Annotated in this window: 22 protein-coding genes; 10 read left to right on the top strand and 12 right to left on the bottom strand. The window is 71.8% G+C overall.

The window, feature by feature from the left end; genetic code table 11:
- Positions 1-156: 156 nt before the first annotated feature.
- Genes bioD through bioB form a run of 3 tightly spaced genes read right to left on the bottom strand, consistent with a single transcriptional unit; the run spans position 157 to position 3464 of the window.
- On the bottom strand, positions 157-900 hold the full coding sequence (gene bioD, locus OG594_RS15170; RefSeq protein ID WP_266599070.1) for a dethiobiotin synthase: 744 nt from the start codon (positions 898-900) through the stop codon (positions 157-159).
- Between the two features lies 1 nt (position 901).
- Positions 902-2224: an adenosylmethionine--8-amino-7-oxononanoate transaminase gene (locus OG594_RS15175; protein ID WP_266599072.1), complete on the bottom strand. Its 1323-nt coding sequence runs from the start codon at positions 2222-2224 to the stop codon at positions 902-904.
- Complete coding sequence (bioB, locus tag OG594_RS15180; protein WP_266599074.1) at positions 2217-3464, bottom strand: biotin synthase BioB; 1248 nt, start codon at positions 3462-3464, stop codon at positions 2217-2219. The genes OG594_RS15175 and bioB overlap by 8 nt, the downstream gene beginning before the upstream one ends.
- Positions 3465-3621: 157 nt before the next feature.
- Between bioB and OG594_RS15185 the strand changes: the two genes are divergently transcribed.
- Positions 3622-4803, top strand: coding sequence for an 8-amino-7-oxononanoate synthase (locus OG594_RS15185; RefSeq protein ID WP_266599076.1), 1182 nt, complete (start codon positions 3622-3624; stop codon positions 4801-4803).
- Between the two features lie 80 nt (positions 4804-4883).
- On the opposite strand, the gene OG594_RS15190 is transcribed toward OG594_RS15185, so the two are convergent.
- Entirely contained in the window at positions 4884-5105 is a 222-nt protein-coding gene (locus OG594_RS15190; protein WP_266599078.1) for a DUF397 domain-containing protein, read from the bottom strand.
- 12 nt (positions 5106-5117) lie between these two features.
- Positions 5118-6002: a helix-turn-helix transcriptional regulator gene (locus tag OG594_RS15195; protein WP_030011134.1), complete on the bottom strand. Its 885-nt coding sequence runs from the start codon at positions 6000-6002 to the stop codon at positions 5118-5120.
- A gap of 196 nt (positions 6003-6198) precedes the next feature.
- Between OG594_RS15195 and OG594_RS15200 the strand changes: the two genes are divergently transcribed.
- Positions 6199-6648 (top strand): ATP-binding protein, encoded by a 450-nt coding sequence (locus OG594_RS15200; RefSeq protein ID WP_266599082.1) that lies wholly within the window; start codon positions 6199-6201, stop codon positions 6646-6648.
- An 81-nt stretch (positions 6649-6729) separates the two neighbouring features.
- Here OG594_RS15200 and OG594_RS15205 read toward each other — a convergent pair whose 3' ends face one another.
- Positions 6730-7122, bottom strand: a complete 393-nt coding sequence (locus tag OG594_RS15205) for a VOC family protein (RefSeq protein ID WP_266599084.1) — start codon at positions 7120-7122, stop codon at positions 6730-6732.
- A gap of 314 nt (positions 7123-7436) precedes the next feature.
- Between OG594_RS15205 and OG594_RS15210 the strand changes: the two genes are divergently transcribed.
- The 7 genes from OG594_RS15210 (at position 7437) to OG594_RS15240 (ending at position 13891) form a co-directional block, all read left to right on the top strand.
- Positions 7437-7739 carry an urease subunit gamma gene (locus OG594_RS15210; RefSeq protein WP_030011137.1) on the top strand — a complete coding sequence of 101 codons (303 nt, stop codon included), beginning with the start codon at positions 7437-7439 and terminating at the stop codon, positions 7737-7739.
- 16 nt (positions 7740-7755) lie between these two features.
- The gene (locus OG594_RS15215) at positions 7756-8067 is read left to right on the top strand and encodes an urease subunit beta (protein WP_266599086.1); all 312 of its coding nucleotides are present in this window, start codon (positions 7756-7758) and stop codon (positions 8065-8067) included.
- Positions 8060-9781: an urease subunit alpha gene (locus OG594_RS15220; protein WP_266599091.1), complete on the top strand. Its 1722-nt coding sequence runs from the start codon at positions 8060-8062 to the stop codon at positions 9779-9781. The genes OG594_RS15215 and OG594_RS15220 overlap by 8 nt, the downstream gene beginning before the upstream one ends.
- 16 nt (positions 9782-9797) lie before the next feature.
- Positions 9798-10472, top strand: coding sequence for an urease accessory protein UreF (locus OG594_RS15225; RefSeq protein WP_266599093.1), 675 nt, complete (start codon positions 9798-9800; stop codon positions 10470-10472).
- 20 nt (positions 10473-10492) lie between these two features.
- On the top strand, positions 10493-11188 hold the full coding sequence (ureG, locus tag OG594_RS15230) for an urease accessory protein UreG (RefSeq protein ID WP_266599095.1): 696 nt from the start codon (positions 10493-10495) through the stop codon (positions 11186-11188).
- Positions 11189-11250: 62 nt separating this feature from the next.
- The gene (locus OG594_RS15235) at positions 11251-12036 is read left to right on the top strand and encodes an urease accessory protein UreD (RefSeq protein ID WP_266599097.1); all 786 of its coding nucleotides are present in this window, start codon (positions 11251-11253) and stop codon (positions 12034-12036) included.
- 181 nt (positions 12037-12217) lie between these two features.
- On the top strand, positions 12218-13891 hold the full coding sequence (locus OG594_RS15240; RefSeq protein ID WP_266599099.1) for an alpha/beta hydrolase: 1674 nt from the start codon (positions 12218-12220) through the stop codon (positions 13889-13891).
- A gap of 28 nt (positions 13892-13919) precedes the next feature.
- Here OG594_RS15240 and OG594_RS15245 read toward each other — a convergent pair whose 3' ends face one another.
- The 6 genes from OG594_RS15245 to OG594_RS15270 form a co-directional block, all read right to left on the bottom strand.
- Positions 13920-14630 (bottom strand): 1-acyl-sn-glycerol-3-phosphate acyltransferase, encoded by a 711-nt coding sequence (locus OG594_RS15245; protein WP_266599105.1) that lies wholly within the window; start codon positions 14628-14630, stop codon positions 13920-13922.
- Between the two features lie 84 nt (positions 14631-14714).
- Positions 14715-14873 carry a hypothetical protein gene (locus OG594_RS15250; RefSeq protein WP_030010293.1) on the bottom strand — a complete coding sequence of 53 codons (159 nt, stop codon included), beginning with the start codon at positions 14871-14873 and terminating at the stop codon, positions 14715-14717.
- 32 nt (positions 14874-14905) lie between these two features.
- Positions 14906-15868, bottom strand: coding sequence for a cytochrome c oxidase assembly protein (locus tag OG594_RS15255; protein ID WP_266599108.1), 963 nt, complete (start codon positions 15866-15868; stop codon positions 14906-14908).
- 103 nt (positions 15869-15971) lie between these two features.
- On the bottom strand, positions 15972-16997 hold the full coding sequence (locus OG594_RS15260) for a 6-phosphofructokinase (RefSeq protein WP_189746068.1): 1026 nt from the start codon (positions 16995-16997) through the stop codon (positions 15972-15974).
- A gap of 215 nt (positions 16998-17212) precedes the next feature.
- A complete protein-coding gene (locus tag OG594_RS15265; RefSeq protein ID WP_266599114.1) occupies positions 17213-17941 on the bottom strand; it encodes a type 1 glutamine amidotransferase in 729 nt (242 codons plus the stop codon).
- A gap of 20 nt (positions 17942-17961) precedes the next feature.
- On the bottom strand, positions 17962-19200 hold the full coding sequence (locus OG594_RS15270; RefSeq protein ID WP_266599116.1) for a MurT ligase domain-containing protein: 1239 nt from the start codon (positions 19198-19200) through the stop codon (positions 17962-17964).
- A gap of 123 nt (positions 19201-19323) precedes the next feature.
- On the opposite strand from OG594_RS15270, the gene def reads away from it, so the two are divergent.
- Positions 19324-19890: a peptide deformylase gene (gene def, locus OG594_RS15275; protein WP_266599118.1), complete on the top strand. Its 567-nt coding sequence runs from the start codon at positions 19324-19326 to the stop codon at positions 19888-19890.
- The last annotated feature ends 150 nt before the right edge of the window (positions 19891-20040 follow it).

The raw sequence follows: 20040 nt of genomic DNA on the forward strand, positions 1-20040 counted from the left end.
CGGCCGCGCCTCAAGGATTCGGGGCTCCGCCCCGGGCCCCGCGCCTCAATCGCCGGCGGGGCTTGGTTGAGGGCGGCCGTGCCTCGAGGATTCGGGGCTCCGCCCCGGGCCCCGCGCCTCAATCGCCGGCGGGGCTGGGGTGAGGGCGGCCGTGCCTCAAGCGCTGGTCGGGGTGAAGGGGGGTGGGGCCCAGGTGGAGAGGAAGGACTCCGCCGACCAGGTGCCCGATAGGGGCGGGGCCAGCCAGGCAGGGGCCGACGCGCGGAAACGGTCCGGGGCGAGGGTCCCCGAGCCCTCCGGGACCGCGCCCAGCAGCGGCAGGCCCGAGGACTTCGGGAGGTCCGCCAGGTTGCAGCGCGCCGCGAGGTCCGGGCTCTGCGACCAGCTGCCGACCACCACGCCCAGCGCGGTCAGCTCCCGGGCCCGCAGGGCCTCTGCCGTGAGGGTGGTGGAGTTGAGCGTGCCGAGACCCGCCGGGGCGACGATCAGCGTCGGCGCGCCGAGCAGGCGGGCCGCGTCGGCCAGGGTGTTCCCCGACTCGTCGAACCGGACGAGCAGTCCGCCCGCACCCTCCACCAGGACCAGGTCGTGGTCCAGCGACAGCCGTTCCGCGGCCTCCGCGATCTGCGCCGGGGCCAGCGTCGCCAGCCCCGAACGACGGGCCGCCGTGTCCGGGGCCAAGGGCTCCGGATAGCGGGCCAGTTCCACCGCCGTGACGGAGGGACCGGCCAGCCGGACCGCCTCCGCCGCGTCCCCGGGCTCCAGCGGGCCGACGCCCGTCTGCGCGGGCTTGAGCACCGCCACCGAGCGGCCGGCGGCCACCGCGGCGGCCGCGATCGCCGACGTGACGACCGTCTTGCCGATCTCGGTGCCCGTCCCGGACACCATCAGTACGGACATCTCAGCCTTCCTGCGCCGCCGCGCACACCGCACGGCAGATCCGGTCCACGTCCTCGTCGCCGGTCACGAACGGCGGCATCACGTAGATCAGGTCCCGGAACGGACGCACCCACACGCCCTCGCGCACCGCCGCCCGGGTGGCCGCCACCACGTCGATCTCGTGGTCGAGCTGGACCACGCCGATGGCGCCCAGGACGCGTACGTCCTTCACCCCGGGGATGTCGGCCGCGGCCGACAGGCCCTCGCGCAGCCCCGCCTCGATCCGCTTGACGTCGGTCGTCCAGTCCTGGCCGAGCAACAGCTCGACGGAGGCCAGGGCCACGGCCGTGGCCAGCGGGTTGCCCATGAAGGTCGGCCCGTGCGCCAGCACCGGGACCTCGCCCTGGGAGATGCCGCTCGCCACCCGCTCCGTGCACAGGGTCGCCGCCAGCGTGAGGTAACCCCCGGTCAGCGACTTGCCCAGGCACATCACATCCGGGGTGATCCCCGCGTGGTCGGCCGCGAAGAGCGCGCCCGTACGGCCGAAGCCCGTGGCGATCTCGTCCAGGATCAGCAGGACCCCGTACTCGTCGCACAGCTCGCGCAGCACCCGCAGGTACCCGGGGTGGTGGAAGCGCATGCCCCCCGCGCCCTGCACCACCGGCTCCACGATGACCGCGGCCAGCTCGTCCGCGTGCGCGGAGACCGTGGCGCGCAGGTGGTCGGCGTACGCCGGGTCCACGGGCGTGTCGAAACCGGCGGGCGGCGCGTCCGCGAAGACCTGCCGCGGCAGGTGCCCCTGCCACAGCTCGTGCATCCCGCCGTCGGGGTCGCAGACCGCCATCGGCTGCCAGGTGTCCCCGTGGTAGCCGCCGCGCCAGGTCAGCAGCCGGGTCTTGCCCGTCCGCCCGAGCGAACGCCAGTACTGCAGGCACATCTTGATCGCGACCTCGACGGACACCGAGCCCGAGTCGGAGAGGAACACGTGTTCCAGCCCCGGCGGGGTGATCTCGACGAGCTTCGCGGCGAGCCGGACGGCGGGCTCGTGGGTGAGCCCGCCGAACATCACGTGCGACATCAGACCCAGCTGCGCGGTGGCGGCCTCGTTGAGCACCGGGTGGTTGTAGCCGTGGATCGCCGACCACCAGGAGGACATGCCGTCGACCAGCTCGTCGTGACCGTGTCCCTGGGACGGGTCGGCGAGCCGCAGCCGTACCCCCGAGGCGGAGGCGATGATCAGCGGCTCCTGCCGCCCGGGCATCGGCCCGTACGGGTGCCAGACGTGCTGCCGGTCCAGTGCGAGCAGTTCCGCGCCGTCGGCCAGCGGTCCACGCTGATCAGGCATTGGGGGCGACGTCCGTCCCCGCGCCGCGTCGGCGGACCGCGACCAGCTCCGGGCGGACCTCGCCGGCCTCGGCCTGGACCGGTGCGGGCGTCCGGTCCGCCGGCGCGTGGCCGGAGCAACCGCCGCACGCAGAGCCGCAGCCCGCGGCTTCACCCTCGGCAGGCGCGCCCGAACCGCAGAGCGAGGCGCCGCCGTTCGAACCGCAGCCCCCGCCGGTGGCGGCGGCCAGGGCGTCGGAGCGGTGCGCGGGAAGGGTCGACGTACCGGCGCCCTCCACCTCGAAACCGGCGTCCGCGATCATGTCGAGGTCGGCCTGACCGGCCTGGCCCTCACTGGTCAGGTAGTCGCCGAGGAAGATCGAGTTGACGATGTGCAGGGCCAGCGGCTGCATCGAGCGCAGGTGCACCTCGCGCCCGCCGGCGAGGCGGACCTCGACGTCGGGGCAGACGAACCGCGCCATCGCCAGGATGCGCAGGCAGCGCTGCGGGGTGAGGTTCCACTCCTTGGCCAGCGGCGTGCCCTCGAACGGGATCAGGAAGTTGACCGGCACCGAGTCGGCGTCGAGCTCGCGCAGCGAGAAGACGACGTCGACCAGGTCCTCGTCGCTCTCGCCCATGCCCGCGATCAGACCCGAGCACGCGGACAGACCGGCGCCGTGCGCCTTCTGCACGGTGTCGACGCGGTCCGCGTAGGTGTGGGTCTTGGTGATCTGCCCGTACGTGGCCTCGGAGGTGTTGAGGTTGTGGTTGTAGGCGTCCGCGCCCGCGTCCCGCAGCCGCTCCGCCTGGCCGTCGGAGAGCAGGCCGAGGCACGCGCAGACCTCGACGCCCTCGTTCTGCTCCTTGATCGCCGCGATCGTCTTGCCGACGCGGTCCACGTCCCGGTCCGTCGGTCCGCGGCCGCTCGCGACCAGGCAGACCCGCTTCGCGCCGCCCGCGACACCGGCGGCGGCGGCCTGGGAGGCCTCTTCCGGCTTCAGCCACGTGTACTTGAGGATGCCGGCCGTCGACCCCAGGCGCTGGGAACAGTAGGAGCAGTCCTCCGGGCACAGGCCCGACTTCAGGTTGACCAGGTAGTTCAGCTTGACCCGACGTCCGAACCACTGGCGGCGCACCTTGCCGGCCGCGGCCACCACGTCGAGCAGTTCGTCGTCAGAAGTCGCCAGTACGGCGAGCGCTTCTTCGCGGGTCGGCAGCTCTCGCCGCAGCCCCTTGTCCACCAGGGTGTTCAGCAGGTCCATGAACCCGATCCTGGACCACACCCCCGCTCCCGGCCAAGGAGAGATCGCACAACATGGCCGGATGGGTGTGTGTGTATCACCACACCTGGCGCAGCGGTCGCGCGAGCTAGGGTCGGGGCAGGTCTGTGGACTGCCGACAAAACACGAGGACGTGCCGATGCCCGAGCTCACTCCCGAACCGCTGGACGTCTTCGCGTGGATCGACGACGCGGAGCGCGCGCGGGAGGAGGCCGGCCTCGTCCGCACGCTGCGCCCCCGGCCGCAGGCGTCGCCGCTGCTGGACCTCGCGAGCAACGACTACCTGGGCCTGTCCCGACACCCCGAGACCGTCCGGGGAGCGCAGGAGGCGGCCGCGCGCTGGGGCGCCGGAGCCACCGGTTCGCGGTTGGTCACGGGGACGACCGAGCTCCACACCGAGCTGGAGCGGGAGCTCGCCGCCTTCTGCGGTTTCGAGGCCGCGCTCGTCCTGTCCTCCGGCTACGCGGCCAACCTCGCCGCCGTCACCGCGCTCAGCGGCCGGGGCACGCTGGTCGTGTCCGACGCCGGCAACCATGCCTCCATCGTCGACGGCTGCCGGCTCTCGCGCGCCGAGACGGCCGTGGTCCCGCACGCCGAACCGGACACCGCGCGCAAGACGCTCGCCGCGCACGAGGGCCGCGCGCTACTGGTCAGCGACTCGGTGTTCTCCGTGGACGGGGACGCCGCCCCGCTGGCCGCGTACGCCGCCGCCTGCCGGGACGAAGGCGCAGCCCTGGTCGTCGACGACGCCCACGGGCTGGGCGTGCTGGGCGAGGGCGGCCGCGGCGCGCTGCACGAGGCCGGGCTCGCGGGCGCGCCGTACGTGGTCGCCACCCTGACCCTCTCGAAGTCCCTCGGCAGCCAGGGCGGAGCCGTGCTCGGTCCGGCCAAGGTGATCAGGCACCTGGTCAACACCGCGCGCACCTTCATCTTCGACACCGGACTGGCCCCGGCGGCCGCCGGGGCGGCGCTGGCGAGCCTGCGCCTGCTCCAGCGGGAACCGGAGCGCGCGGACCGCGCCCGCGCGGTGGCCGCCCAGTTGTACGGGCGACTCACCGCGTCCGGCCTGACCGCGGCCCGGCCGGACGCGGCCGTGGTGTCGGTACGGGCCCCGTCGGCGTCGGCGGCACTGCGCTGGGCCGCCGACTGCCGCGAGGCAGGTCTGTCCGTGGGGTGTTTCCGTCCGCCGTCGGTGCCGGACGGCATCTCCCGGCTGAGGCTGACCGCCCGGGCCGATCTCACGGGGGACGAGATCGATCGGGCGGTCGCGACGATCCTGGCGACCGCACCCGCGGGAGCCACGAACGGTCAGGGCCGGTAGGGCACATCGGCCGGGGTCAGGGGTTCCCGGGCCTGGGTATTCCCGGGGCCGGGGCGTCCCCGAGTGGTTCCGGGCGGGGCCTATGCGTGTGCGTCAGCCCCGACCGAGGCGAGGAAGCCGGTCCAGGCCGGCCCGGTGAAGAGCACGGCCGGGCCGTCCGTCCGCTTGGAGTCACGGACGGCCAGCAGACCGCCGTCCAGGACGGCCGCTTCCACGCAGTTGTTCATTCCGGTGCTACGGCTGCTCCGCCGCCACCGCGCGCTGATCAGAAGTCCGCTGTTGGATAAGGGGGTTGCGGACACGGGGGTGCCTCCTTACGCGTCGTCAGCGAGTGAGCTGATGAGATCCGACGAGTCCTGGGGCGGGAGGGCGTGCGCCTGGATGGTGCGGAACGCGGCGCCGTACGCCTCAAGGTCTTCCTTCCGCTCCAGATAGAGGCTACTCGTCAAATGGTCGAGTACCACCACATCCAGATCGGCGATGTCCGGAAATGAAAAAATAACGAACGGTCCGGTCAGACCGAGATGCCCTCCGACGCTGAACGGAAGCACTTGGAGGCGTACTTGAGGCAGCTTCGACACCTCCGCCAGGTGCCGCAATTGCTCCGCCATCACCCCGGGCCCGCCGATCTGCCGGCGCAGCACCGCCTCGTCCAGTACGGCGCTCAGCTCCAGCGGGGGATCGGCCCGCAGCACCGACTGCCGGGCCAGCCGTACGTCGACCAGCGCGTCCACCTTCGGCTCCGGCAGCCCGCCCAGCGCGGCCCGGGTCACGGCCCGCGCGTAGCCGGGGGTCTGGAGCAGCCCGGGCACCACGGACAACTCCACGGTGCGGGCCGACCTCGCCCCCGCCTCCAGACTGATGAAGTCCCGGTACTCCTGCGGCAACAGCCCCCGGTAGTCGTGCCACCACTGGCGGCCGCGCCCGGTGTCGCCCGCCGGACCGGGGCCGGCGGCCGAGGCCGACAGCGCCTCCAACAGTGCGCGCTGCTCCGGGCTCACGATCTCCCCGTAGGCGTCGAGGAGGAGCCGGATGTCCTCCGGCTTCACGCCGCTGCGGCCCGTCTCGATGCGGCTGATTTTCGACTGGTGCCATCCCATGATCCGGGCCGCCTCACCACTGGTGAGTCCGGACCGGTCGCGCAGGGCACGCAGTTCCTCGCCGAGCTTGCGTCGGCGCACCGCGGGACCGTGCTGCACACCCGCCTCCTTCCACCGGCACAGCTCGCACCAGTTTGCCGTTCAAATAAGCTCTTCCGTAGCAGAGTTCACCGCATCGAGCGACAGATATATGCATATCTTGGGGGAAAGGCAGATGTGACGGCACGATCGGTGGCACTCTGGCGTCCAGCACAGATCCGGGGCTTTTCGTCCCGGTGGGAAAGGGACCGTCGCCATGGCAGATCACCAGGAAGCATCCGTCACTCTGCCGAGCGATCCCGCCTCGGTCGCCACTGCCCGACGCTACGTCGCGGAGGTGCTGGGCGAGTGGGGACTCCCCGATGACGCCGACATCGCCGACAGCGTACGGCTGATCGTCTCGGAGCTCGCCACCAACGCCGTACAGCACACTTTCGGCCAGTCACCCACTTTCACCGTCGACGTGCGGCTGGAGCGCCAGGAGTGGTTGCGCGTCGGAGTGACCGACAGCCATCCGCGCTGGCCCAAGCGGCTCCCGGCCGCCGTCCAGCAGGACAACGGCCGGGGCATGGTCATCATCCGCTGGCTGACGGCGGAGGCGGGCGGCCGGCTCTCGGTCACCCCGACCGAGGACGGGGGCAAGACGGTGTGGATCGCACTGCCCTGGAGCGTCGTGGCCCCGGCGCGGAGCGCCACCAGCTACTGACCTGCAGGTCCCCGACCCGGACCGGGACGCGGACCCGGGCCGGGACTCGGATCCCGACCTGGACCCGGGCCCCTACCCCGCTCAGGCGAGGCCGCGTTCGCCCGCGCTGCGCTCGATGCACAGCTCGTTGCCCTCGGGGTCGGCGAGTACGACCCAGCCCGCGACGCCGTCCGCGGCGCGGCGGTCGTCCACGAGCTTCGCGCCGAGCGCGATCAGGCGCTCGACGGTCTCGTCCCGGGTACCGGTCGGCGGCTGGATGTCCAAGTGGACCCGGTTCTTGACCGACTTGCCGTCCGGGACCCGGATGAACAGCAGCCCCGGCACGCCGGGCTGCCCGGGTTCCAGCATGACCTCGTCGTCCCCCTCCACGTCGTCGGGATGCATCGTGAAGCCGGTCACCGCGGACCAGAACTCGGCGACCCGGTAGGGGTCGAGGGCGTCGAAGGTGATGTGCCGGACGGGGTTGATGAACATCTGTCTCCTCGATGGGGGATCCGTGCGCGGAGCCGTATACGGAATCGGGGCTTTGGGGTCCCGGAGTTGAACCGGGTACCTGCCCGAAACCTGGGTTAACCCAGCGGAAAAGCGCAGCGCTTAGCGTGGCGGCCACGTTCGACCGCCAATGATCATCCATGATCCGGTAAAGCGGCGGTGGTCGGGGTGGAAAGCCTTTCCCCGTGTTGGGCAAGAGACGCTTGGTTCGGATATGCGCAGGTCAACAGAGTGTTGAAGGTCGGTAGGGTCGCCCCGCCTCTTGTTGGTCTTGTCCCGGAAGCTTGGTGATACGAGTGCAACTGACACCGCACGAGCAGGAGAGACTGCTCATCCATGTGGCCGCCGACGTGGCCGAGAAGCGGAGGGCGCGCGGGGTCCGCCTGAACCATCCCGAGGCGATCGCGCTGATCACGTCGCACCTCCTGGAGGGGGCCCGCGACGGCCGGACCGTGGCCGAGCTGATGGCCTCGGGCCGCACCGTCCTGACCCGCGAGGAGGTCATGGAGGGGATCCCCGAGATGATCCACGACGTCCAGGTGGAAGCGACCTTCCCGGACGGCACCAAACTCGTCACGGTCCACGACCCGATCGTCTGAAACGGAGTACCCCCGCATGATCCCCGGCGAAATCGCCTACGGGGACGGCCCGGTACCCCTCAACGAGGGCCGCCCCGTCACCCGTCTCACCGTGCTCAACGCGGCCGACCGGCCGGTCCAGGTCGGATCCCACTACCACTTCGCCGAGGCCAACCCCGGTCTCGACTTCGACCGCACCGCCGCCCGCGGGCTCCGGCTCAACGTCGCCGCCGGAACGGCCGTCCGCTTCGAACCGGGCATCCCGGTCGCGGTGGAACTCGTACCGCTGGCGGGCCTGCGCACCGTACCCGGGCTGCGCGGCGAGACCGGAGGGCCGCTCGATGGCTGAGCTCTCCCGCCAGGTGTACGCCGACCTCTTCGGGCCGACCGCAGGCGACCGGATCCGGCTCGCCGACACCGACCTCTTCGTCGAGATCGAGCAGGACCTCAGCGGCGGCCCCGGGCGGGCCGGTGACGAGGCCGTCTTCGGCGGCGGCAAGGTGATCCGCGAATCCATGGGGCAGGCCCGCACCACCCGGGCCGAGGGCGCCCCCGACACCGTGATCACCGGGGTCGTCGTCCTCGACCACTGGGGCATCGTCAAGGCCGACCTCGGCATCCGCGACGGCCGGATCTGCGGCATCGGCAAGGCCGGCAACCCCGACACCATGGACGGGGTCGACCCCGCACTGGTCATCGGCCCCGAGACCGAGATCATCGCCGGCAACGGGAAGATCGTCACCGCCGGTGCCATCGACGCCCACGTGCACTTCATCTCCCCGACGATCATCGAGGAGGCGCTCGCCTCCGGGATCACCACCCTGGTCGGCGGCGGGACCGGACCGGCCGAAGGGAGCAAGGCCACCACCGTCACCCCCGGACCCTGGCACCTTGCCCGGATGTTCGCGGCCCTGGAGGCCTACCCGGTCAACATCGGCCTGCTCGGCAAGGGCAACACCATGTCCCGCGAGGGAATGCACTCCCAACTGCGCGGCGGCGCCCTCGGATTCAAGATCCACGAGGACTGGGGGGCCACCCCCGCCGTCATCGACGCCTGCCTCTCGGTGTGCGAGGAGACCGGCGCCCAGGTCGCCATCCACACCGACACGCTCAACGAGGCCGGTTTCGTCGCCGACACCCTCGCCGCCATCGCCGGACGGACCATCCACTCGTACCACACCGAGGGCGCCGGCGGCGGGCACGCGCCCGACATCATCACCGTGGTCTCCGAGCCGAACGTCCTGCCCAGCTCCACCAACCCCACCCGGCCGCACACCGTCAACACCGTCGAGGAACACCTCGACATGCTGATGGTCTGCCACCACCTCAACCCGGCCGTCCCCGAGGACCTCGCCTTCGCCGAATCGCGGATCCGGCCCTCGACCATAGCGGCCGAGGACGTCCTCCACGACCTCGGAGCCATCTCCATCATCTCCTCCGACTCCCAGGCCATGGGCCGGGTCGGCGAGGTCGTGCTGCGCACCTGGCAGACCGCCCACGTGATGAAGAAGCGGCGCGGCGCCCTCCCCGGCGACGGACCCGCCGACAACCACCGGGCGCGCCGCTACGTCGCCAAGTACACGATCAACCCCGCTGTGGCCCAGGGACTCGCCCGCGAGATCGGCTCGGTCGAGACCGGCAAACTCGCGGACCTGGTGCTCTGGAACCCGGCCTTCTTCGGGGTCAAGCCCGAACTGGTCATCAAGGGCGGCCAGATCGCCTACGCGCAGATGGGCGACGCCAACGCCTCCATCCCCACCCCGCAGCCCGTCCTGCCCCGGCCCATGTTCGGCAGCCACGGCCGCGCGCCCGGCCTCAACTCCCTGAACTTCACCGCCCAGGCCGCGCTCGACGACGGACTGCCCGAACGGTTGCAACTGGGCAAGCAGTTCGTGGCCATCGAGGGCACCCGCAAGCTGAGCAAGGCCGACATGCGAAACAACGACGCCATGCCGAGGGTCGAGGTCGACGCCGACACCTTCACGGTCTCCATCGACGGGGAGGCCGTGGAACCGGCACCCGCGGCGGAACTGCCCATGGCCCAGCGCTACTTCCTGTTCTGAGAGGAGGTCCTTGCCGATGAGCCGCGCCGCGCTGCTCGTCCTCGCCGACGGCCGCTTCCCCGCCGGGGGACACGCCCACTCCGGCGGGGCCGAGGCCGCCTGCAAGGCGGGCCGGATCCATGACGCCACCACCCTGGAGGACTTCTGCCGGGGCCGGCTGCACACCGCCGGCCTCACCGCCGCCGCACTTGCTGCGGCCGCCGCCCTCGGGCTCGACCCGGCCGTGCTCGACGCCGCCGCCGACGCCCGCACCCCGTCGCCGGCGCTGCGCACCGCGGCCCGGAGGCTCGGTCGGCAGCTGCTGCGGGCCGCCCGGGCCACCTGGCCCGCCGCCGAACTGGAGGCCCTGGCCGCGGCGTTCCCGCGCGGGGCCCACCAGCCCGTCGTGCTCGGCGTCACCGCCCGGGCGGCCGGGCTCGGCCCCGGGGACGCCGCGCACGTGGCGGCGTACGAGAGCGTCGGCGGACCCGCCACCGCGACCGTACGGCTGCTGGGCCTGGACCCCTTCGAGGCGAGCGGGGTACTGGCCCGGCTCGCCCCCGAACTCGACGCCGTCGCGGCCCGGGCGGAACGGGCCGCGCTGCGGGCCCGCTCACAGGGCCCGGACGCGCTGCCGGCGGCCTCCTCGCCGCTGCTGGACATCTCGGCGGAGGTCCACGCCGACTGGCCGGTACGCCTCTTCGCTTCCTGACCCCCCAAGGAGACACCCCCGTGCACCTCGACCACGCCGTGACCTATCCCCACCGGCACACCCACAGCGCCGCCCCCCTGCGGCCCGACGGCAGCCGGCGGGCCCTGCGCATCGGACTCGGCGGACCCGTCGGCTCCGGCAAGACCGCCACCGTCGCCGCCCTGTGCCGCGCGCTGCGCACCGAACTGTCCATGGCCGTCGTCACCAACGACATCTACACCCGCGAGGACGCCGAGTTCCTGCTCCGCGAGGCCGTCCTGCCGCCCGAGCGGATCACCGCCGTCGAGACCGGCGCCTGTCCGCACACCGCCATCCGCGACGACATCTCCGCCAACCTGGAGGCCGTGGAGGAACTGGAGGACGCCTTCCGGGAGAACGGCCGACTGGACCTGATCCTCGTCGAGTCCGGCGGGGACAACCTCACCGCCACCTTCTCCCGCGGACTCGTCGACGCCCAGATCTTCGTCATCGACGTGGCCGGCGGGGACGACATCCCCCGCAAGGGCGGCCCCGGCGTCACCACCGCGGACCTCCTCGTCGTCAACAAGACCGATCTCGCCCCCCACGTCGGCTCCGACCTCGACCGGATGGCCCGCGACGCCGCCGCTCAGCGCGGCGAACTCCCCGTCGCCTTCCAGTCGCTGCGCGGCCCCGAGGGCGTCGGCCCGGTGGCCGCCTGGGTGCGCGAGCGGATCGCCGCCTGGTCCTCGCGGTGAGCGGCGCGAGCGCCACCGACACGGCGCCGGCACCCACGACGCCCCCGAGACCGCCGGCACCGGTGACGCGCCCGACGTCCCCGACGCCCCCGGCAGGCCTGCGGGCCACCGCCCGCATCCACGCCGTGGCCGACGGACGGGGCGGCACCGCCCTGCCGCTGCTCGCCGGGGAAGGACCGCTCGCGCTGCGCCGCACGCGCTCGTCGTCGGGCGCCGGGGCCGGGGTCATGCTGGTCGGCGCGATGAGCGCCCCGCTCGGTGGGGACCACCTCACCATCGAGGCCACCGCCGGGCCCGGAGCACAGCTCGCCCTCGCCTCGGCGGCGGCCACCCTGGCCCTGCCCGGCCGGTCCGGCGAGCCCGCACGGTACGACGTGCACCTCGTCGTGGAGGAGGGGGCATCGGTGCGGTGGCTGCCCGAGCCGCTGGTCTCGGTGCGCGGCAGCGACCTGAGGGTGCGCACCCGGGTCCGGCTCGCCCCCACGGCGCGGCTGGTGTTGCGAGAGGAACAGGTGCTGGGCCGCACCGGGGAGGTTCCGGGCCTGCTGCGCAGCCGCGTCACCGTCGAGCGTGGGGGTCGCCCGCTGCTGGACCAGGAGCTGGCCTGCGGCCCCGGTGCGCCCGGTGGCTGGGACGGCCCGGCGGGCCTGGCCGGGTACCGGGCGCTCGGCCAACTCCTCGTCGTGGATCCCGCCTTCGCCGAGGATCCGCCCGCAGGCGCGGTCCTGGGGGAGTTCGCCGCGGTGACGCCGCTGGCCGGCCCGGCCGTCCTGGTGACGGCCCTGGCCGCCGACGCCCTGCTCGTGCGCGAGCTGCTCGACGAGGCCTGCCGTAGCTACGGGTGGTGAAAGCGGGACGCATCAGGCACCGCTCAGCGGTACACGCCTTTCCGGTTATCGGGTTGGCAAAGAAGTCGATCCGGCCCTGTCGCCGGATCCCGATCAGGCGACAGGATCCCCCTGCACGCCGACGACCGAAACGACCAACTCGGCCGCCCACGGCCGTACCTGATGCAGGGGGAACAACCACGTGATACGCAACGCGGCGCTGGGGAGCGCCGCCACACTGATCACCGGCACACTCGCGGCGAGCCTGCTGCTGGCCCCGCCCGCCGCAGCGGCCTCCGCCGGCAGCGACGGCAAGGTGCCGGAGGCGCTGGGCGTCCAGATCGCCGCCGCCCGCGCCGCACGCGCCGGGATCGACTGGAAGGACTGCCCGGCGGACTGGGGCTTCGAGAAGCCCATCCAGTGCGGATGGGTGAAGGTCCCGCTCGACTACGCGAAGCCGTACGGCAAGACCATCGACATCGCCGTCGACCGCATCGGCAGCACGGGCACCAAGGAGGAGCGCCAGGGCGCGCTCGTCTACAACCCCGGCGGCCCGGGTGGTTCCGGCATGCGCTTCCCGCGCCGCGTCACCACCAAGAGCCCGCTGTGGGTCAACACCTCCAAGGCCTACGACTTTGTGGGCTTCGACCCCCGCGGCGTCGGCCACTCGGCGCCGATCTCCTGCATCGACCCGCAGGAGTTCGTCAAGGCCCCCAAGGCCGACCCGGTCCCGGACTCCGAGGCCGACAAGCGCGCCCAGCGCAAGCTCGCCGCCGCGTACGCGGACGGCTGCAAGGAGCGCAGCGGCGAGATGCTGCCGCACATGACCACGCCGAACACCGCGCGCGACCTCGACGTGATCCGGGCCGGCCTCGGCGAGAAGAAGCTGAACTACCTCGGCGTCTCCTACGGCACCTACCTGGGCGGGGTCTACGCGACCCTCTTCCCGACCCACGTGCGCCGCATGATCGTCGACAGCGTGGTGGACCCGTCGCAGGACAACATCTGGTACGAGGCCAACCTCGGCCAGGACGTCGCCTTCCAGATGCGCTGGAACGACTGGCAGGACTGGGTCGCCAAGAACGACGCCGTCTTCCACCTCGGAGACACCCGCGCCAAGGTCGAGGCCCGCTACCAGAAGCTGCGCGCCAAGGCCAAGGCCAAGCCGCTCGGCGGGATCGTCGGCCCGGCCGAGCTCATCGGCTTCTTCCAGGGCGCCCCGTACTACGACTCCTCCTGGGTGCCCGTCGCCCAGACCTGGGCCGCGTACGAGGCCGGTGACGAGCAGGCGCTCGTCGACGCCATCGCCCCGGACATGACGGACATCAAGGGCAACGCGGCGTCGGAGAACGGCAACGCCGTCTACACCGCCGTCGAGTGCGCCGACGCGAAGTGGCCCACCAGCTGGTCCAAGTGGGACCGGGACAACAGCAAGCTGCACCAGAAGTACCCGTTCCTGACCTGGTCCAACGCGTGGATGAACCTCCCCTGCGCGACCTGGAAGGCCAAGCAGAGCACCCCGATCGCGGTCGGCGCCAAGCGCGGGCTGCCGCCCGTACTGATCGTCCAGTCCGAGCGCGACGCCGCCACCCCGTACAAGGGCGCGGTCGAACTGCACCGCCGCCTCGCCGGCTCGCGGCTGATCACCGAGAAGGGCGCGGGCTCGCACGGTGTCACCAGCCTGCTGAACCCCTGCATCAACACCCGGGTGGACTCCTACCTGCTCACCGGCAAGGTCGACGCCAAGGACGTGACGTGCACCCCGCACGCCACCCCCGTGGCACCGGCCCCGTCCGCGGCGAAGTCCCTGTCGTCCGACGCGCCGGCCGAGTCCTCGGTCTTCCCGGCGCCGGAGGAGCTTCCCGCCATCCGGTAAGGACCGGCGGGAGCGAGCGGGAGAAGGCTCAGCGCGCGGTGCGCCGGGCCTTCTTCCGCTGTTCCTCCTCCTCGGCCTTGACCTCGGCCGCGTACCGGTCGACGTACTCCTGGCCGGACAGCCCGAGGATCGCGTACATGATCTCGTCCGTGACCGCCCGCAGGACCGCCCGCTCGCCCTCCATCCCGGCGTACCGGGAGAAGTCCAGCGGCTCGCCGAAGCGGATCGTCACCCGCCGGATCTTCGGGATCTTCTTCCCGGGCGGCTGGATCTCGAAGGTGCCGACCATCGCGCAGGGCACCACGGGCACCCGGGCGCCCAGGGCCATCGCCGCCACACCCACCTTGCCCTTGTAGAGCCGGCCGTCGTGCGAGCGCGTGCCCTCCGGGTAGATGCCCAACAGCTCGTCCTTGGCCAGGACGGCCAGCCCCTCGCGCAGCGCGGCCTGCCCGGCGTCCTTGCCCGACCGGTCCACGGGGATCTGCCCGGCGCTGCGGAAGAAGAACGCGGTGAGCCGGCCCTTGACCCCGGGACCGGTGAAGTACTCGGCCTTGGCCAGGAAGGTGATCCGCCGCTTGAGGATGGCGGGCATCAGGAAGTGGTCGGAGAAGGACAGGTGATTGCCCGCGACGATGGCCGCACCCTCGGCGGGGATGTTCTCCAGGCCCTCGATCCGGGGTCTGAACAGCAGCCGCAGCAGCGGGCCGAGCAACACGTGCTTGAGCAAGTGGTAGAACACCAGGCCGCTCCCGTCGACATCCCGTTGTCACAGCCATTTTACGGACGGTGAGCCACGGGAAGCAGGGGGCGGACGGGACCTTGCTCAGACATTGCGCGTGGCGGCCATCCCGGCGGTCAGCAGCCCCAGCACCACCCAGCCGAACCACAGCCAGCCGTTGCTGCCGAGGGCCACGGAATACGTGGCCACGGCCACCAGAGCGGCGAAGGTCATCACGGCCATCGCCTTAACGGATCCGGTCATGCCCCATGGTCGCGCGCGAAGGCGGTGTCGCGCTACTGGCCACGCGCTCGGAGCGAGGCGAGATACGCGTTGTACGCCGCCAGCTCCTTGTCGCCGTTGCGGTCCTCGGCCCGGTCGGACCGCCGAGCGGCCCGCTGCTCGGAGTGGTACCACTGGTAGACGAGGGCGATCAGGACCAGCACCGAGGGGATCTCGCTGAAGGCCCAGGCGATGCCGCCGCCCCACTGCTGGTCGAGCAGGGGGTCGATGCCGAGGGACGCCGGCGGGTTCGCGTACGTCTTGATCATCGGCTGGCTCGCCATCATCAGGGCGATGCCGAAGAAGGCGTGGAAGGGCATGCCCGCGAACAGTTCCAGCATCCGCATCACGTAGCCCGGCCGGTGCGGACCCGGGTCGATGCCCATGATCGGCCAGAAGAAGATGAGGCCGACCGCGAGGAAGTGGAGCATCATCGCGATGTGCCCGGTCCGGCTCTCCATCAGGAAGTCGAAGAGCGGGGTGAAGTACAGGGCGTAGAGGCTCGCGATGAACATCGGGATCGTGAAGGCCGGGTGGGTGATCACCTTCATGTACCGGCTGTGCAGCAGCATCAGCAGCAGCTCGCGGGGCCCCTTGCTGCCGCGGGCCGCCGGCGGCAGCGCACGCAGCGCCAACGTCACCGGGGCGCCCAGCAGCACCAGGATCGGGGTGACCATGCTGATCACCATGTGCTGGACCATGTGGACGCTGAACATGACCATGCCGTAGTCGTTCAGCTTGGTGCACATCACGAGGAGCACGGTCAGCACGCCCACGGTGAAGGCGATGGTCCGGCCCAGCGGCCAGGCGTCCCCGCGCCGGCGCAGCCGCAGCACGCCCCACCCGTACAGGGCGAGCCCGACCAGCGAGCCGATCAGGAAGAAGGAGTCGAAGGAGAGCTCCAGCCCGCGCCCGAGAGTGAACGGCGGCAGGTCCATGTCCATGTGCATGTCCATGCCGTGCCCGCTGTGATCCATCTGTTCACTCCCTTGACCGTGATGCCCCACCACAGTAATGCCGCCCCCGTACGCTCTTGCGCGCGGGGGCGGCCCAGGATAAAAGGGGCGCACAAAAGGGACGTCAGAGAACCGTCTGCGCCTCGTCGTAGCGGTCGGCCGGAACCGTCTTGAGGGTCGACGTGGCCTCGGCGAGCGGCACCATCACGATGTCCGTCCCGCGCAGCGCGGTCAGCATGCCGAACTCGCCCCGGTGCGCCGCCTCCACCGCGTGCCAGCCGAAGCGCGTGGCGAGGACCCGGTCGTACGCGGTGGGCGTGCCGCCGCGCTGCACGTGGCCCAGGATGACCGGCCGGGCCTCCTTGCCCAGACGGTGCTCCAGCTCCACGGCGAGGCGGTTGCCGATGCCGGCGAACCGCTCGTGCCCGTACATGTCGACGCCGCCCTCCTCCAGGTCCATCGACCCGGGCCGCGGCTTGGCGCCCTCGGCGACCACGACGATCGCGAACCGCTTGCCCGCGGAGAAGCGCTCGCCGACGATCTCCGTCAGCTGCTCGATGTCGAAGGGGCGCTCCGGTACGACGATCGCGTGCGCGCCGGCCGCCATGCCCGAGTGCAGGGCGATCCAGCCCGTGTGGCGGCCCATGACCTCCACGACCATCACGCGCTGGTGGGACTCGGCGGTGGTCTTCAGCCGGTCCAGCGCCTCCGTGGCCACCCCGACGGCGGTGTCGAAGCCGAAGGTGACGTCGGTGGAGGCGATGTCGTTGTCGATGGTCTTCGGGACGCCGACGATGGGCAGACCGGCCTGCGAGAGCAGGTTCGCCGCCTTCAGGGTGCCCTCGCCGCCGATCGGGATGATCGCGTCGAGGCCGAGGTCCGCGACGTGGCCGCGGGCGCGCTCCACGCCGTCGCGCAGGTGCGCGGGCTGGACCCGGGAAGAGCCGAGGATGGTGCCGCCGCGGGCGAGGATGCCACCGACGGCGTCGAGGTCGAGCTTGCGGTAGTCCGCCTCCAGCAGGCCCTTCCAGCCGTCGAGGAAGCCGATCACCTCATCGCCGTGGTCGACCACGGCACGGTGCACGACGGAGCGGATGACGGCGTTGAGACCGGGGCAGTCGCCACCGGAAGTGAGCACACCTATGCGCATGGCAGGAACGGACCTTTGCAACGTGGGCCGACGACCGGACCACGTCGTCCGGTTGGAACTAACGCCACCCTACAAGCGCCGGAGCGGTGGGCTGAACCATCCTCCACATGCTGGTCGCACTCCTCGTGCAAAACCACGTCGGCCCGGTTCCCCCTAGGGAAAACCGGGCCGAACACATGATGGAAGGGCCGCCCTGATGAGCGGTTTTCCGGGTGCTACGCGGGCTGCGTCGCGGCGGCGATGCGCTCCGCGCGCAGCGCCTCGTACCACCGGTCGTCTATGGCCGGCAGCGCGTTCACGTCGAGGGCCAGCTTCAGCAGCAGGTCCGCGATCTGCGGGTTGCGGGCCATCACGGGACCGTGCATGTACGTGCCGAACACCGTGTCGTTGTACGCGCCTTCGGTGCCGTCACCGGTGCCGTTGCCACGGCCCATGGTCACCCGGGCGAACGCCTTGGCCGTCGGGCCGAGGTGGGTCACGCCCTGGTGGTTCTCGAAGCCCGTCAGCTGCGGCAGGCCCAGGCGCGGGTCGATGTCCGCGAGGACGTCACCGACGCACCGCTCGCCCTCACCGCGCACGGTGACGACGTCCAGCAGGCCGAGGCCCTCCTGGCGCTGGCCCTGGTCGTTGACGAATTCCTTGCCGAGGATCTGGTACCCGGCGCAGACGGAGAAGACGATCGCCCCGTTCGAGACGGCCCGCTCCAGACCGCCGTCGCGCAGCAGGCGCTCCGCGGCCAGGCGCTGCGGCCGGTCCTCGCCGCCGCCGATCAGGTAGATGTCGCCCGAGGTGGGGATCGGCTGGTCGCTGCGCACGTCCACGCGCTGCACGTCCAGGCCGCGCTGGCGCGCCCGGCGTTCCACCACGAGGGCGTTGCCCTGGTCTCCGTAGGTGCTCAGCAGGTCCGGGTAGACCCACACCAGACGCAGGCTGTTGTCGCTCATGCTCTTGTCCTCTATGGGTACTAGTTGCCGACGCGGCGGCGCACGTCCTGGAAGGCGGTGTAGTTGGCGATCAGCTCGATCTGGCCAGGCGGCGCGAGCTGCACGGCCTCGTCGAGGGTGTCGCACACGCGGAAGTCCAGGCCCGCGACCTCCAGGCGGACCGCGAGGTCCAGCTTGCGGTCGCCGATCACGAAGATCGGGTGACCGGCGAGCCGCGGGTAGTCCACGTCCCACAGCCAGGAGGTGTCGGTGCCGTCGGCGCCGCGCGCGTTCACCGAGAGGATCACCGGGGTCGGCGGGGGATCGATCAGAGAAAACGTTTCGAGCCAGCCCGCCGGGTTCTTCGCGAGCAGCAGCCGCAGCTCACGGCCCTGGAAGTTCACCACGTCGTAGCGGCCGGCGACGGCCTGCACCTGGTACATCCGCTCCAGCGCCACCTGCGGCGGTACGCCGAAGACGGCGGCCACGGCGGCCGAGGTGGCGGCATTGGCCTTGTTGGCGCGGCCGGGCAGCTGGAGGTGGATCGGCCAGGCCGAGCCGTGCGGGTCCAGGACGTGGTCGCCGGAGAGCACCCACGTCGGGGTCGGTCGCCGGAATCCGCACTCGCCGCAGAACCAGTCGTCGCCCGGGCGCTGCATGACGCCGCCGCAGGAGGGGCACGACCAGGCGTCGTCCTTCCACTCCTGGCCGGCCGCGACCCACACCACGTTCTGGGAGGAGGAGGCGGACCACACGATCAGCGGGTCGTCGCAGTTGGCGACGATGACCGCCTTGGAGCCCTGGAGCCCCTCGCGCCACTTCTCCGCGAGCATGCGGGTCTCGGCAGCGCGGTCCAGCTGGTCGCGGGAGAGGTTGAGCAGGGCGATCACCTTGGGGGTGACGTCCCGGGCCACTCCGGCCAGGTACTTCTCGTCCACCTCGATGACGCCGTACTTGGCGTCCGAGCCTCCGGCCAGCGCGGAGGTGATGCCGGCCGGCATGTTGGCGCCGAGGGCGTTGGAGACGACCGGACCGCTGGCCCGCAGGGCCTCCGCGATCAGTCGGGTCGTCGTGGTCTTGCCGTTCGTCGCGGAGACGAGGACGACATCGAGATGTTGCGCCAGCGCGCCGAGAAGATCGGGGTCGAGCCTGAGTGCGACCTTGCCACCGATTACCGATCCGCTTCCGCGTCCCGCGGCCCGCGACACCGCCGCCGCGGCCTTGCCCGCCGTCACGGCCAGCTTGGCCCGCGGCGAAAGCGGCTCCGTGTTGCCTGCCATCGTCCCTTGTCCTCCTTGCGTCGGTCGGCCCCAGCCTATCCAGTACCGGCCGGAGCCTTGACCGCGGCGCCCCCGCCCGGCCGCGGATCTCCTCATATAGTCGCCCGTCGTAGGGTTGAGGCCATGCGACAGCGCCCCATTCCCGGTACCTCCGGCCTCGTCCGCCCCATGAGCCTGTTGGGTGATCCGGTGCTCCACTCCGCGTGCGCGGAAGTCACCGCATTCGGCCCGGAACTCGACCGGCTCATCGAGGACATGTTCGCCACGATGTACGCCGCCGAGGGCGTCGGGCTCGCCGCGAACCAGATCGGCGTCGGACAGCGGGTGTTCGTGTACGACTGCCCCGACGACGAGGACGTCCGCCACGTCGGGCACATCGTCAACCCGCGGTTGGTGACGGCCGACGGGGACGAGTTCCGGGGGCCGGAGGGGTGCCTGTCCCTGCCGGGGCTGGAGGCGGGGACGGTCCGCTTCGACCACGCGGTGGTGGAAGGCGTCACGTCGGACGGTGCGGCCGTCCGGATCGTCGGGACGGGGTTCTTCGCGCGGTGCCTCCAGCACGAGTGCGACCACCTCGACGGGACGGTGTACGCGGACCGCGTGACGGGCCTGCGCGCCCGTCGCCTGCGGCGTGCCATCCGAAAGACCCCCTGGGGAGCGGAGGGCGTCTCCAGCCTCGCCGGCGTTTGAGCAGGGGCCACCTCCCAGCGGTAGCTGGGGGAAGGCCCGGGCGGAGCCCGGTGCCCGGTGGAGCCGGGTTTCCTGGGGCTCCGCCCAGACCCCGCGCCTCGAACTCCGGCGGGGCTGAAAGGGCGAGGCTGACACGGTGGGGCCGAAACA

Source organism: Streptomyces sp. NBC_01214 (assembly GCF_026340975.1).
Taxonomy (GTDB): domain Bacteria; phylum Actinomycetota; class Actinomycetes; order Streptomycetales; family Streptomycetaceae; genus Streptomyces.

Excerpts from the sequence above, each read along its gene's own strand:
- bioD (WP_266599070.1), bottom strand. The coding sequence starts at position 900 with ATGTCCGTACTGATGGTGTCCGGGACGGGCACCGAGATCGGCAAGACG.
- OG594_RS15175 (WP_266599072.1), bottom strand. The coding sequence starts at position 2,224 with ATGCCTGATCAGCGTGGACCGCTGGCCGACGGCGCGGAACTGCTCGCA.
- bioB (WP_266599074.1), bottom strand. The coding sequence starts at position 3,464 with ATGGACCTGCTGAACACCCTGGTGGACAAGGGGCTGCGGCGAGAGCTG.
- OG594_RS15185 (WP_266599076.1), top strand. The coding sequence starts at position 3,622 with ATGCCCGAGCTCACTCCCGAACCGCTGGACGTCTTCGCGTGGATCGAC.
- OG594_RS15200 (WP_266599082.1), top strand. The coding sequence starts at position 6,199 with ATGGCAGATCACCAGGAAGCATCCGTCACTCTGCCGAGCGATCCCGCC.
- OG594_RS15205 (WP_266599084.1), bottom strand. The coding sequence starts at position 7,122 with ATGTTCATCAACCCCGTCCGGCACATCACCTTCGACGCCCTCGACCCC.
- OG594_RS15215 (WP_266599086.1), top strand. The coding sequence starts at position 7,756 with ATGATCCCCGGCGAAATCGCCTACGGGGACGGCCCGGTACCCCTCAAC.
- OG594_RS15220 (WP_266599091.1), top strand. The coding sequence starts at position 8,060 with ATGGCTGAGCTCTCCCGCCAGGTGTACGCCGACCTCTTCGGGCCGACC.
- OG594_RS15225 (WP_266599093.1), top strand. The coding sequence starts at position 9,798 with ATGAGCCGCGCCGCGCTGCTCGTCCTCGCCGACGGCCGCTTCCCCGCC.
- OG594_RS15250 (WP_030010293.1), bottom strand. The coding sequence starts at position 14,873 with ATGACCGGATCCGTTAAGGCGATGGCCGTGATGACCTTCGCCGCTCTG.
- OG594_RS15255 (WP_266599108.1), bottom strand. The coding sequence starts at position 15,868 with ATGGATCACAGCGGGCACGGCATGGACATGCACATGGACATGGACCTG.
- OG594_RS15260 (WP_189746068.1), bottom strand. The coding sequence starts at position 16,997 with ATGCGCATAGGTGTGCTCACTTCCGGTGGCGACTGCCCCGGTCTCAAC.
- OG594_RS15265 (WP_266599114.1), bottom strand. The coding sequence starts at position 17,941 with ATGAGCGACAACAGCCTGCGTCTGGTGTGGGTCTACCCGGACCTGCTG.
- OG594_RS15270 (WP_266599116.1), bottom strand. The coding sequence starts at position 19,200 with ATGGCAGGCAACACGGAGCCGCTTTCGCCGCGGGCCAAGCTGGCCGTG.
- def (WP_266599118.1), top strand. The coding sequence starts at position 19,324 with ATGCGACAGCGCCCCATTCCCGGTACCTCCGGCCTCGTCCGCCCCATG.